The sequence below is a fragment of the Nocardioides carbamazepini genome (assembly GCF_024614185.1).
Taxonomy (GTDB): Bacteria; Actinomycetota; Actinomycetes; order Propionibacteriales; family Nocardioidaceae; genus Nocardioides; species Nocardioides carbamazepini.
In genome coordinates, this window is record NZ_JAHTLF010000025.1 from 483,620 (window position 1) to 496,248 (window position 12,629).

The 12,629-nt window shown below is 70.1% G+C and carries 12 protein-coding genes; 6 read left to right on the forward strand and 6 right to left on the reverse strand.

Annotated features, from left to right (window positions below; genetic code table 11):
* Positions 1 to 43: 43 nt before the first annotated feature.
* Positions 44 to 2,059, forward strand: a complete 2,016-nt coding sequence (locus KVF89_RS28405) for an ATP-dependent DNA helicase (protein WP_257430497.1) — start codon at positions 44 to 46, stop codon at positions 2,057 to 2,059.
* A 122-nt stretch (positions 2,060 to 2,181) separates the two neighbouring features.
* Here the strand turns inward: KVF89_RS28405 and KVF89_RS28410 are convergent, their stop codons facing one another.
* The gene (locus KVF89_RS28410) at positions 2,182 to 3,780 is read right to left on the reverse strand and encodes an MXAN_6640 family putative metalloprotease (protein WP_257430498.1); all 1,599 of its coding nucleotides are present in this window, start codon (positions 3,778 to 3,780) and stop codon (positions 2,182 to 2,184) included.
* A gap of 66 nt (positions 3,781 to 3,846) precedes the next feature.
* Positions 3,847 to 4,596 carry a transcriptional repressor LexA gene (lexA, locus tag KVF89_RS28415; protein ID WP_257430499.1) on the reverse strand — a complete coding sequence of 250 codons (750 nt, stop codon included), beginning with the start codon at positions 4,594 to 4,596 and terminating at the stop codon, positions 3,847 to 3,849.
* 294 nt (positions 4,597 to 4,890) lie between these two features.
* Between lexA and KVF89_RS28420 the strand changes: the two genes are divergently transcribed.
* Positions 4,891 to 5,259, forward strand: a complete 369-nt coding sequence (locus KVF89_RS28420) for a LysM peptidoglycan-binding domain-containing protein (protein WP_257430500.1) — start codon at positions 4,891 to 4,893, stop codon at positions 5,257 to 5,259.
* A 179-nt stretch (positions 5,260 to 5,438) separates the two neighbouring features.
* On the opposite strand, the gene KVF89_RS28425 is transcribed toward KVF89_RS28420, so the two are convergent.
* The gene (locus KVF89_RS28425) at positions 5,439 to 5,771 is read right to left on the reverse strand and encodes a hypothetical protein (RefSeq protein WP_257430501.1); all 333 of its coding nucleotides are present in this window, start codon (positions 5,769 to 5,771) and stop codon (positions 5,439 to 5,441) included.
* Positions 5,772 to 6,145: 374 nt separating this feature from the next.
* Here KVF89_RS28425 and nrdR point away from each other — a divergent pair, with 374 nt between their 5' ends.
* Positions 6,146 to 6,667, forward strand: a complete 522-nt coding sequence (nrdR, locus tag KVF89_RS28430; protein WP_257430502.1) for a transcriptional regulator NrdR — start codon at positions 6,146 to 6,148, stop codon at positions 6,665 to 6,667.
* Positions 6,668 to 6,817: 150 nt separating this feature from the next.
* Complete coding sequence (locus tag KVF89_RS28435) at positions 6,818 to 9,733, forward strand: vitamin B12-dependent ribonucleotide reductase (RefSeq protein WP_257430503.1); 2,916 nt, start codon at positions 6,818 to 6,820, stop codon at positions 9,731 to 9,733.
* A 69-nt stretch (positions 9,734 to 9,802) separates the two neighbouring features.
* On the opposite strand, the gene KVF89_RS28440 is transcribed toward KVF89_RS28435, so the two are convergent.
* A complete protein-coding gene (locus KVF89_RS28440; RefSeq protein WP_257430504.1) occupies positions 9,803 to 10,837 on the reverse strand; it encodes a CPCC family cysteine-rich protein in 1,035 nt (344 codons plus the stop codon).
* 166 nt (positions 10,838 to 11,003) lie between these two features.
* Here KVF89_RS28440 and KVF89_RS28445 point away from each other — a divergent pair, with 166 nt between their 5' ends.
* Together KVF89_RS28445 and KVF89_RS28450 are read left to right on the forward strand one after the other, a co-directional pair.
* The gene (locus KVF89_RS28445) at positions 11,004 to 11,231 is read left to right on the forward strand and encodes a hypothetical protein (protein WP_257430505.1); all 228 of its coding nucleotides are present in this window, start codon (positions 11,004 to 11,006) and stop codon (positions 11,229 to 11,231) included.
* 71 nt (positions 11,232 to 11,302) lie between these two features.
* Positions 11,303 to 11,641, forward strand: coding sequence for a PIN domain-containing protein (locus tag KVF89_RS28450; protein ID WP_257430506.1), 339 nt, complete (start codon positions 11,303 to 11,305; stop codon positions 11,639 to 11,641).
* Between the two features lie 30 nt (positions 11,642 to 11,671).
* Here the strand turns inward: KVF89_RS28450 and KVF89_RS28455 are convergent, their stop codons facing one another.
* Positions 11,672 to 11,923 carry a 3'-5' exonuclease gene (locus KVF89_RS28455; RefSeq protein WP_308212748.1) on the reverse strand — a complete coding sequence of 84 codons (252 nt, stop codon included), beginning with the start codon at positions 11,921 to 11,923 and terminating at the stop codon, positions 11,672 to 11,674.
* A 295-nt stretch (positions 11,924 to 12,218) separates the two neighbouring features.
* Positions 12,219 to 12,623 carry a (deoxy)nucleoside triphosphate pyrophosphohydrolase gene (locus KVF89_RS28460; RefSeq protein ID WP_257430507.1) on the reverse strand — a complete coding sequence of 135 codons (405 nt, stop codon included), beginning with the start codon at positions 12,621 to 12,623 and terminating at the stop codon, positions 12,219 to 12,221.
* Positions 12,624 to 12,629: the final 6 nt, after the last annotated feature.

Here is a 12,629-nt window from a genome sequence, read left to right on the forward strand (position 1 = left end):
AGGGGCGCGCAAGGACGTCGGCTCGACCCTCTAGGGTTCTGCGGTGACCACCACCGCTGACGACCGGACGTCCCCGGTCCGCGACCTCCTCGCGACGGCGGTGGCGGCTCTCGGCGGCCAGCGCCGCGACGGCCAGGTGGCGATGGCCGAGGCGGTCGCCGAGGCCTTCGCCGACAAGGAGCACCTCCTCGTCCAGGCCGGCACCGGCACCGGCAAGTCGCTCGGCTACCTGGTCCCCGCCCTGCTCCACGACCGGCGGGTCGTCATCGCCACCGCGACCCTCGCCCTCCAGCACCAGCTGGTCGAGCGCGACCTGCCCCGGCTGGTCAAGGCCGTCGGCACGGTCCCCGGCGTCGACGCGTCGTACGCCGTGCTCAAGGGGCGCTCCAACTACGCCTGCCTGCACCGGGTCCGCGAGGGTGCCCCCGACGACCAGGGCGAGCTGATCCAGGCCGAGGACGCCATGGGCGCGATGGGCCGCAAGGTGCTCGAGCTGCGCACCTGGGCCGAGAAGGCGGCGGAGGAGCGTCGCGGCACGGGGGAGCGCGACGACGCCCCGCGGCACACCGACAAGGAGTGGCGCCAGATCAGTGTCACCGCCCGCGAGTGCGTCGGCGCGAGCAAGTGCCCGTTCGGCGAGGAGTGCTTCGCCGAGCGCGCGAAGGAGAAGGCCCAGAAGTCGCACCTGATCGTCACCAACCACTCGCTGCTCGCGATCGACGCGATCGAGGGCATCCCGATGATCCCCGACTACGACGCCGTGGTGATCGACGAGGCCCACGAGCTCGCCGCCCGGGTCACCCAGGCCGCCACCGACGAGCTGTGGGCGGCGGAGGTCGAGCGGGCCGCCCGCCGCAGCATCCGCCACGTCGAGGGCGACGAGGCCGAGGACCTCGCCGACGCTGCCGACGCATTGCGGGCCGCGATCACCGACGCTCCCTCCGGTCGCTTCGAGCAGGTCCCCGAGGCGCTCGCCGACGCGCTGATCCTGGTCCGCGACGCCGCCCGCGCCTGCGTCGGGGCCTTCCCCAAGACCGAGGCCGGCAGTGAGCCCGACGCCGCGATGACCCAGGCCAAGGGCATGGTCCAGGAGGTGTTCACGACAGCCGAGCGGATGGCCGCCAACTCCGAGGCCGACGTGCTCTGGCGCACCGAGGGCACCGACCGGATCCCGCCGATGCTGTGCATCGCGCCGCTCCAGGTCTGGGGCCAGATGCGCGACAAGCTGCTCGCCGACAACACCGTCGTGCTCACCTCGGCGACCCTGATGCTCGGGGGCGACTTCGGGACCGTCGCCGGCTCGGTCGGCCTGAAGCCGTCGGAGAGGACCGACGGCCCCGGCTCCGGCCCGCGTGGCGACGTACCCGACGACGCGCAGCCCTGGCGGGGTCTCGACGTCGGCAGCCCGTTCGACTACGCGAAGCAGGGGATCCTGTACGTCGCCCGCCACCTGCCGCCGCCCGGGCGCGACGGTCTCGGGCCGGCCCAGCTCGACGAGATCACCGAGCTGGTCGACCGGGCCGACGGCCGCACCCTGGGCCTGTTCTCCAGCCGCCGGGCCGCCGAGGCCGCGGCCGAGCACGTCCGCAAGGCACTGCCCCACCTGACCACGCTCGCGCAGGGCGAGGCCCAGCTGCCCGAGCTGGCGCGCCAGTTCGTGGAGGACCCGCACACCTGCCTGTTCGGCACGCTGGGCCTGTGGCAGGGCCTCGACGTCCCCGGCGACACCTGCCAGCTGGTGATCATCGACCGGATCCCGTTCCCGCGGCCCGACGACCCGCTGATGAGCGCGCGCCAGAAGGCGGCCGACCAGGCCGGCGGCAACGGCTTCATGCAGGTCGCCGCCACCCACGCGGCGCTGCTGCTCGCGCAGGGCAGCGGCCGCCTGATCCGCACCACGGACGACCGGGGCGTGGTCGCCGTGCTCGACCCCCGGCTGATGACCGCCCGCTACGGCTCGTTCCTCAAGGCCAGCCTGCCGCCCATGTGGACGACGACCGATCCCGCGGTGGTGCGTCAGGCCCTCGGCCGGCTGAGTGGCCGACCCGGCGCAAAGTAGGTCCCGAACGACGCCGACCCGGCGCAGATTGAGTCCCGAACGACGCCGACCCGGCGCAGATTGAACTCTGGAAGTTCAATCTGCGCCGGGTCGGCGCGATTTGAGCGTCAGTCTGTGCCGGGTCAGCGCACCACGCGGGCGCTGACCGACGCCTTGGCGTCCTTCTTGCCGGCGTTGGCCAGGGTGACCTCGACCCACTGCACCTTCTTGCCGAAGGGGAAGGACTTGGTCTTGTCGCCCTTGCGGTTGATCTTGACCATCTTGGCGACGGGCGCCTTGCCCTTCTTCTTGACGGTCACCACGACGTACCCGCCCTTCTTGCGCTTCGGGACGTCGACGTGGACCCGCACGCGCGCCTTGCCGGAGACCTTCGACTTGAAGCGGATGGTCCGCGAGGCGAGGTGGTTGAGCGAGGTGCGGTCGGAGAACGAGCGACGCGAGTTCGTCAGCTTCACGCCCCGCCACAGCCGGGCCCGCATGTAGCCGGCACCCTCGGAGTAGTTCAGGGCCGGCTGCCGGTTGGCCGCCGCGAACCAGCCGAACTGGGTGCGCAGGTCGGTGCCGCGCGCGACCAGCGCGGCGTTGATCGCCTGGCGGGCGTTCGGGGCACCGGTGGCCAGCTCCCAGATGTCGTGGACGACGACGGGCATGCCACCCGGACCGTTGACGGCCGGGAAGCGCTCGCTGAGGTACTTGAAGAAGATCCACGCGCCGTACGGCGCCAGGCCGCGCTGGTAGTCCATCGACTGCGCCGGCTGGCCGAGCGGACCACCCTTGAGGTACTGGCGGTTGTCGTTGATGTCGTCGTAGATCTCGTCCTCGGCCCAGGTGGCCGTGGCCTCGAGCAGCCAGGTCTCCTCGTTGACGTCGTAGGCGAACTGGACGGCGTGGAAGTACTCGTGGGCGGCGGTCACCTGGAGGTTCGCGAGCGGACCGGGCGCCGCGCCGTACTCGGCGTAGTTGTTGTCGAGGACGCAGTACGCCGGCGCGGTCACGTGACCGGCGACCCGCTGGTCGGTCGTGCAGTAGCCGTAGAGGCCGCGGGAGCCGAGGTCGGCGAGGTAGACGTCGAACAGGTTGGTGCCCACGCCGCCGTTCGCGCCGTCGCCGACCGGCGGGCGGTAGCCCGCGGCGGCGTAGCGGCTGGCCACGTTGTTCATCACCGAGAGCACGGCGTTGACGTAGGCCGGGGTCGCTGCGTCCGCGGTGGTGGCGACGGAGTGCACGCAGATGCCGCCACCGCACACCGGGGCGGCCTCGCCCGTGGTGTAGCAGGGGAGCCCCGACCCGGGGGTGCACTCGATGCCACCGGTGCCGGGCGGCGGGCGGTGGGCGGTGTTCGGTCGCGCGAGCAGTCGTGCCGCGTCGTCCTGCAGGCTCTTCGGCAGGTCGTCGCGGGTGACGGCGAGGTCGCGCAGCGCCATGGTGAGGTCGGCGCCCTCGGCCGTCGTGGCCGGAGCCGGGTCGGCCGGCGTACCGGTGGCGGCCGGCTCGAGCAGCTCCTGGACCTTCACCAGCGCCTGCTCGGCCAGCTCCTGGGCGACGGGGTCGCCGGAGTCGACCGCGGCCACCGGTACGGCGGCGGCCGGGTCGGTCGGGGCGGTGGGATCGGCCTGGGCGGCGCCGCCCAGGAGCGGCACCGTCAGGAGGGCGGCGAGCAGTGCGCCCAGCAGGGTGCGGAGGGGCAGCCCGGAGAAGGGGAAGTGGCTGCGACGAGGCATCGGGACCGGCCTTAGGTGCGGCAACAGGACGCCCTGACCCTATGTCACCGGTCGGTCAGGCAAACCTCACACCCGCCGGAGAACCGCCGTCACCTTGCCGAGGATGGTCGCGTTGGTGCCGTCGATCGGGTCGAAGGCCGGGTTGTGGGGGAGCAGCCAGACCTGGCCGTCCTTGCGCTGGAAGGTCTTGACGGTGGCCTCGCCGTCGATCATCGCGGCGACGATCTCGCCGTTCTCGGCGGTCGGCTGCTGCCGGATCACGACGTAGTCGCCGTTGCAGATCGCCGCGTCGATCATCGACTCCCCGCTGACCTCGAGCAGGAAGAGCTGGCCGTCGCCGACGAGCTGGCGGGGCAGCGGGAAGACGTCCTCGATCCGCTCCTCGGCGAGGATCGGGCCGCCGGCCGCGATCCGGCCGACGACCGGCACGTTGGCGGGCACCGGCGCGGCGTCGCCGATCCCGGTCTCGTCGTACGTCGTCTCCTCGGCGCTGCTCATCGCCCGGCGCGCCGCCATGACCTCGGGAAGGAAGACCTCCAGGGCCCGCGGCCGGTTGGGGTCGCGCTTGAGGTAGCCCTTCTCCTCGAGGGTGCGCAGCTGGTGGGCGACGCTGGACGTGCTGGTGAGACCGACGGCCTGGCCGATCTCCCGCATGCTCGGCGGGTAGCCGCGCTTCTCGATGCTGTCCTTGATGTGGGCCAGGACGCGCTGCTGGCGCGGCGTCAGGCCGGTCGCGTCGGCAGGCCCGTCCGGCAGCTCCGAGACGCTGCTCGCCTGCCCGGTGCCCTTGCGGTCGGTGCCTTTGCGCTCAGCCATGGGGTGCCCTCCAGATCGGCATCGGGTGATGCGGTCCGGAACGACCGGACCCGTGGCTCGACGCTAACCGAACCCGCGTGCGCTTTTCAAACATTTGTTCGAACCGCGTGTCGTGCTCCGTCGCGACACGCCGGTCGAACGAACTTTCGAACGGGTGCTGGATTTCTTCGAACACCTGATCTAGTCTCGTACACATGTTCGATCGAATGCCTGATCGAACACCTTCCGTCGGACCCCCTGCGTAGACAGCACTTGTCATCACAGGGCCCACGTCCACTTCCCCCGGAGGTCACCATGAGCACGATCACCCTCGCCCCGCGCGTCGCCCCCACTCGTCGTACGACGAGCCCGTCCCGCCCCCGCAGCCAGGTCCGGCTGACCCGGCGTGGCCGGCTGGTGGTGTTCCTGCTCGCGCTCGCCGTCGCCGCGCTGGCCGCCGTCTGGCTCGCCGCCGGCTCGGCCGCGACCCGTGACGACGCCGGCGCGCCGCAGCTCGACCTGGTGACCGTGGCCCCGGGCGACACCCTGTGGGACATCGCCAGCGACGCGGCGACGAGGTCCGGCGACGACGTGCGCGACATGATGCGCACCATCCAGCAGCTCAACACCCTCGACGGCAGCGTCGTCTACGTCGGCCAGGAGCTGCGGGTCCCGACGCCGTAGGTCGTCGGGTGGCCCGGTCGCCGGGCGTGGGCGTCTCGAGACGCCCGTCAGTTTTCTCCGCTGCCTCGACCCCAGTGGAGATGAGGCCAGTACTGGCCTCGGGGAAGACGAGGGGCGGGATCCGACCGAACCGGATCCCGCCCTTCGCGCGTGCTGGGACGTACGTCGGAGTGCGAGCGTCAGCGCGCCGCGCGCTTGCCGCCCTTGGGGGTCCCGGGCTCGCGTTTGGGTCGCGGTTCGTGGTGGTGCGAGCTCATGCCGAGGGTGCGCGACAGCCGGATGGCCAGCATGAAGGTGAGGAACAGGCAGAACATGGCGCCGAGGGCCGCGACGGCCAGGAGCGCCCAGGCGCTGGACTTGTCGTCGTGGCGCGCGGTGGCGCCGAAGTCGATGGCCGCGATGACGAGGTAGCCCCAGGCCACGAGCGAGAGTGTGATGCCGACGGCGAGCAGGAGCAGGGCGGGGCGGAATCGTGCCTTCGCTCGATCGCCAGCTCGCTTGCCACCTGTCACGGCGGTCATTGTTGCCGATGGGTGGCTGGATTGCCCGGGCAACCCGCCCATCGGGGGCGCCGCGGCGGTCGCGACACGCCCTGGCGGACCTGTTCTCGGAGGGCGTTTGTGTGCCATGACCTGCGCAAACGCGTCGTCGGACCGGTCGCTCCGGAACTCCTCCGGGGGCCCGCTTGCATCGGTGGTGGTCGGGGCGTACGGTTACCACTACATCTAGTAGTTACAACGATGTAGTTCTCCACATCTAGTCCACAGAGCGGCCCCTCGTCACTCACAGGACAAGCGTGGAAACACACAGATCCTGCCTGGTTTTCCACAAGCACAGGCTCCAGGCCAGGACTTGTCCACAGCTCGTACGCTCGGGAGGAGGAGCCATGCACTGTCCGTACTGCAAGCACAACGACACCAAGGTCCTCGACTCCCGGGTCGCTGATGACGGCTGCTCGATCCGGCGCCGCCGGGTCTGCCAGTCGCCGAGCTGTGAGAAGCGGTTCACGACCGTCGAGGCCATGCAGTTGACCGTGCTCAAGCGCTCCGGCGCCACGGAGCCGTTCACCCGCGAGAAGGCCGTCGCCGGCGTCCGCAAGGCCTGCAAGGGTCGCCCGGTGGACGAGGACGACCTGGCCCGGCTGGGCCAGGAGGTCGAGCACCAGCTCCGGCTGGCCGGCAGCCCGGAGATCGCCGCCCACGAGGTGGGCCTGGCGATCCTCTCCCCGCTGCGCCGACTCGACGAGGTCGCCTACCTCCGCTTCGCCTCCGTCTACCGCGGCTTCGACTCCGCCGCCGACTTCGAGAACGAGATCTCCCTGATGCGGGCCGAGCGCCAGCTCACCTCCACCCCGGTGGTGGAGGCGCGCCCGTCGGCGAGTCTTGAGACAACAGCCCCGACGGGCTGACCACAGACGCCCGGCAGGTAGTGGGGAAGCTGCCTGCCGGGCCACCACCTTCTCCCCATTCGCAGAGACCGTTTTCCGCAGGAGCCCCGCCGCTCCTGCCGCATCGCCGACGCCCCGCCGAACCGCCGCACAGAGGAGACCAGGAGAGCCATGACCGAGACGGCCCGCAACGAGACGACCAGTGATACGGCCAGCTACCCCCAGGACGGGCTGAAGATCCAGCGCGTCTTCAGCACCGAGGGTGTGCACCCGTACGACGAGATCACCTGGGAGCGGCGCGACGTCGTCCAGACCAACTGGAAGACCGGCGAGACCGTCTTCGAGCAGCTCGGTGTCGAGTTCCCCACGTTCTGGTCGCTCAACGCCTCCACGATCGTCACCACCAAGTACTTCCGCGGCGCGGTCGGCACGCCCGAGCGGGAGCGCGGTCTCAAGCAGCTCATCGACCGGGTCGTGTCGACGTACGTCAAGGCGGGCAGGGAGCACGGCTACTTCGCGAGCGCGGCGGACGCGGAGGTCTTCGAGCACGAGCTGACCTGGCTGCTGGCCAACCAGTACTTCTCCTTCAACTCCCCGGTCTGGTTCAACGTCGGCACGACCGCTCCCCAGCAGGTCTCGGCGTGCTTCATCCTCTCGGTCGACGACTCGATGGACTCGATCCTCAACTGGTACAAGGAGGAGGGCTTCATCTTCAAGGGCGGCTCCGGCGCCGGCCTGAACCTCTCCCGGATCCGCTCCTCCAAGGAGCTCCTCAGCAGCGGCGGCACGGCGTCCGGCCCGGTCTCCTTCATGCGCGGCGCCGACGCCTCGGCCGGCACCATCAAGTCGGGCGGCGCGACGCGTCGTGCGGCCAAGATGGTCGTCCTCGACGTCGACCACCCCGACATCGAGGAGTTCGTCGAGACGAAGTGGCGCGAGGAGGACAAGATCCGCGCCCTGCGCGACGCCGGCTACGACATGGACCTCGGCGGCAAGGACATCACCTCGGTCCAGTACCAGAACGCCAACAACTCGGTCCGCGTCAACGACGAGTTCATGCGTGCGGTCGAGAACGGCACCGAGTTCGGCCTGCGCGCCCGGATGACCGGCGAGGTCATCGAGACCGTCGACGCCCGCACCCTGTTCCGCAAGATCAGCGAGGCCGCCTGGGCCTGCGCCGACCCGGGCCTGCAGTACGACGACACGATCAACGACTGGCACACCAACCCCGAGACCGGCCGGATCACCGCGTCCAACCCGTGCTCGGAGTACATGTCGCTCGACAACTCCTCGTGCAACCTGGCCTCGCTCAACCTGCTGAAGTTCCTGCGCGACGACGACACCTTCGATGCCCCGCTGTTCGCCAAGGCCGTCGAGCTGATCATCACCGCGATGGACATCTCGATCTGCTTCGCCGACTTCCCGACCGAGCCGATCGGCGAGACCACCCGCAACTACCGCCAGCTCGGCATCGGGTACGCCAACCTCGGCGCGCTGCTGATGGCGATGGGCCTCGGCTACGACTCCGAGGGCGGTCGCGCGATGGCGGCCACCGTCACCTCGCTGATGACCGGCACGTCGTACCGCCGCTCGGCCGAGCTCGCCGCGATCGTGGGCCCCTACAACGGCTACGCCCGCAACGCCGAGGCCCACAACCGGGTCATGCGCAAGCACCAGGCGGCCAACGACGACGTGCGCACCCTGCACATCGCCGACGCCGAGGTCCACAAGCTCGCCAGCGAGGAGTGGGCCCGGGTCGTCGAGCTCGGCAAGACCAACGGCTTCCGCAACGCGCAGGCCTCGGTGCTCGCGCCGACCGGCACCATCGGCTTCATGATGGACTGCGACACCACCGGCATCGAGCCCGACTTCTCGCTGGTGAAGTTCAAGAAGCTCGTCGGCGGCGGCTCGCTGCAGATCGTCAACCAGACCATCCCGCGCGCGCTGAAGAAGCTCGGCTACGACGAGGAGAAGATCGAGGCGATCGTCGCCTACATCGGCGAGCACGGTCACGTCGTCGACGCACCCGGACTCAAGCCGGAGCACTACGAGATCTTCGACACCGCGATGGGCGAGCGCTCGCTCAAGCCCATGGGCCACGTCCTGATGATGGCCGCCTGCCAGCCGTTCCTGTCGGGTGCCATCTCCAAGACGGTCAACCTGCCGGAGTCGGCCACGGTCGAGGAGATCGAGCAGATCTACCTCGAGTCGTGGAAGCTCGGCCTCAAGGCCACCGCGATCTACCGCGACAACTGCAAGGTCGGCCAGCCGCTGGCCGATGGTGGCGGCAAGGCCAAGAAGGACGCCGCCGACGCGGCGGACGCCGCCGCGGGTGCCAAGGTCGTCGAGAAGGTCGTCGAGAAGGTCGTCTACGCGCCGACCCGCAAGCGCCTCCCGAAGTCCCGCCAGGCCCGCACCACCTCCTTCACGGTGGCCGGCGCCGAGGGCTACATGACCTCGGGTGCGCATGACGACGGCTCGCTCGGCGAGATCTTCCTCAAGCTCGGCAAGCAGGGCTCGACCCTGGCCGGCGTGATGGACGCCTTCTCGATCGCGGTCTCGATCGGCCTGCAGTACGGCGTCCCGCTGGAGACCTACGTCTCGAAGTTCACCAACCTGCGCTTCGAGCCCGCCGGCCTCACCGACGACCCCGACGTGCGGATGAGCCAGTCGATCATGGACTACGTCTTCCGCCGCCTGGCGCTGGACTACCTGTCCTTCGAGGAGCGCTCCGCGCTCGGCATCTACTCCGCCGACGAGCGCCAGCGCCACCTCGAGACCGGCTCCTACGAGCCCATCGAGGAGACCGGCAACGCCTCCGAGCTGATGGAGACCACCGGTGGTCGGGTCGCGAGCGCCGGCGACCGTATCGAGACCGAGGCGGTCGAGGCCGAGATCACCGAGGACGCCGACCCCCTGGCCGGTGCCCCCGAGGTCAAGGTCGCCAAGACCACCGCCGAGCTCCTCGAGCAGATCACCGGCCACGCCGTCGACAGCCCGCTGTGCATGACCTGCGGCACCAAGATGCGCCCCGCCGGCTCCTGCTACGTGTGCGAGGGCTGCGGCAGCACCTCCGGCTGCAGCTGATCCCAGCCTGACCGACGGCCCGGTTTCCTCTTCGGAGGAGCCGGGCCGTCGGCTTTGGTGGCGCCCGGGTCAACCGCTCAGGCGAGGGCGCCGTAGCTGGCCGAGGGTGCGCAGGGGGTGCTCGACCGCGCGGTACCGCCACGCGAGCCCGATCGCGTTGAGCGGGTGGAGGTAGAGCCACCTCGGGTCGCTGATGTAGCGCGCCAGGACCGCGCACCCCAGCTCCGATCGACGGTCGTCGTACTCGTGCGGCGCGAGCGCGCGGAGGCGGTCGAGAACGACCTCGACGGGCTGGCCGCGTCCGGACCGGAACAGGTCCGTCCACTCTTCATGACCCCACGTCTGCGCGGCCACGTGATCGCGCCGATGGGCCTGTTGCTTCCGAAGGTCGTCCCGGATCCGCGGCGGCCAGCGGTCGACGCACTCCTGGACCCACGACTCGTGCCAGGCCTCGTTCTCGAGGAACGCGATCGTCACGCAGTTCGGCGCGTACGTCGGCGAGCCCTCCTCGATCGCAGGCAGGAGCGCCGTCACGATCGCCAGGCCGACCTCCTCGTCGCCTGCCCGGTACGCCTCCGCGGCGAGACGCGAAGCGTGCTCGCAGACATCGAAGGCGCTCGCGACGCCCCACCGACGCTCCGACTCCGCGATAGCCGCGTCGAACTCGGGGACCTGGCGCAGGTGCTCGATGAGGCGGTCCTCGCTGGTCGCGCCGGCAGCCGGCCGCGAAAGCCTGTGCTGGTCGCCGTTCCAGTACGTCGCCCGCCAGTAGTAGAGCGCCTCGGAGTTCGCCGGCCACTGGTCCCCGTCAAGGACCGGCTCCGTCCAGTCCCGCTCCGGGTCGAACGGCCGCCACCCCTCATCGAGTGGCTCATCGACCCGTGCTCGTCGGACCTTCCGCCCGAAGCTGTGGTGCATCGCTCCGAGCCTGGCGTAGGCCCGCTGCGCACCCATCAGGCTGATGCCGTTGGCGCCGTCCGGGCTCATCGGGTAGCGAAGCTGGCCGCCATCGTCCTCCCAGAAGCAGACCGGGCAGAGCTCGTAGTCGCCAGGACCCTCGTCGAGGGTGAGGTGACCGCAGCACGGGCAGGGGAAGCGACTCACGTCGTCATCTTGGTTGATGTGCGTCGGCGGCGCTTGTGACTTGTAGGAGACGGGTGAGTCACGTGCGGCGGAACGACGCATCGGTGACAACCAGGGGGCCGTGCACGACCGCGGCGATCGCGCCCGGCCCGACGAGTCCGATCGGGTTGCTGGTAGGATCGACGGTATGTCGGCTGAGCCCAGCTTCGAGAAGGCGTCCTGGACCATTCCGTCGGACGTCCTGGAAGCCGTGCGCAGGCATGCACCGCGTGGCAAGGTCTCGGCGTACGTCGCCGACGCCCTCAGGCGTCAGCTCGAGCTCGATGATCTGGCGGTTCTTGTCGATGAGATGGAGGCGGTCAGCGGGCCGTTCGACCCTGAGGTCGTCGCTCGCTACGCCGAAGAGATGCGGTGAGCGGCCCAACGCTCCGGGTCGTCATCCTCGACTCGGAAGGCTTGGCCCGCGCTGGTCGGAACGATCGTGACGTGGGTGAGCGCCTCGCGGCGGCTCGTGGCAATCGTCAGCGAGTGATTCTGCCGGCTGTCGTGGCGGCCGAGGTCATCACCGGCGGGCAGTCGGACGCCGGCGTCTATCGAGTAATGAAGCGGCTGATTCCAGAGCCGATCACTCTGGACCTCGCTGCGCAAGCCGGCCGACTTCGTGAGCGGGCCGGGAGCGCCCGCCGGAAGAAGCGTGATCTGACGGTCGACGCGATCGTCGCAGCCGTCGCGATCGCTCGAGCGCCGTCGGTCGTTCTGACGACGGATGCGGACGACCTGCGGCTGCTGACAGAAGGGCATGACGTCCGCGTGATCGGCATCTGACGCCACGTCGGTGGTGGCGACAGCACGCCGTCATCTGGGCAGGTAGCCCAGCCACAGGCGGTCGCGGGCCCGGGTCATCCCGACGAAGAGCTCGCGGCGGAAGCGCTCGAGCCGTTCGGCGTACGCCGAATCGGTCTCGTTCCTCCGCTGAGGCGGAGGGTGGTGGCGCAGGCCGGGCATGAGTACGCACTTGAAGTCCAGGCCCTTGGCTCGCTTGAAGGTGCCGACCTTCACTTTGTCCTGTGTCGTGCCGTCGTAGTCGGTCAGCTCGACGCTGGGAATGCCGGCGGTCCTCGAGGATCCGCCAGCCGAACTGGACGAGCTCCTTGAGGTACTTCGAGAGCGTCTTCTCGGACTCGGCGGCGATCAAGAAGTTGCTCGCACGCTGCTCGATGGCTCGTGCATACTCGCGTAGTCGATCGGCCTCGTCCCGTGCAGAATCTCCAGCAGCCATCGGGTCCCTCCTGGCCGGCACGGTAGTGCGATAGGCGGGACCAGGGGTGTGGAACGGTTCGATTCGCCTGGGCGACACGCGGGTTGCTCGAACATGCGCTCGGCCCTGCGCCGGGCCGCGTGGTCACACCTGCCGGGCCTCGGTCCCGCGGGCCACCAGCAGCTCGACCGCCGGTACGTCGGCGGGCGCCCACGTGAGCTCCAGGAGCGTGGACGAGGGGCGCCAGGTGACCGCGGCGTGTTCGGTCAGCACCGGCGTGCCGCTGACCAGGTCGCAGCGGAAGGTCGTCAGCGTGACGATCCCGAAGCCGTAGGCGTGCCTCGTGGTGGTGAGCTCGTCGCCGACGGCGATCTCGCAGTGCAGCTCTTCGCGGATCTCGCGTTCGAGTGCCTGACGCGCGGTCTCGCCGGGCTCGATCTTGCCGCCGGGGAACTCCCACAGATCGCCGGTCTCGCCGCCGGGCCCGCGCCGGGCGCACAGCACGAGGCCGTCGCGCACGATGACGGCGCCCACGACCTCGATCTCCACGGGCCG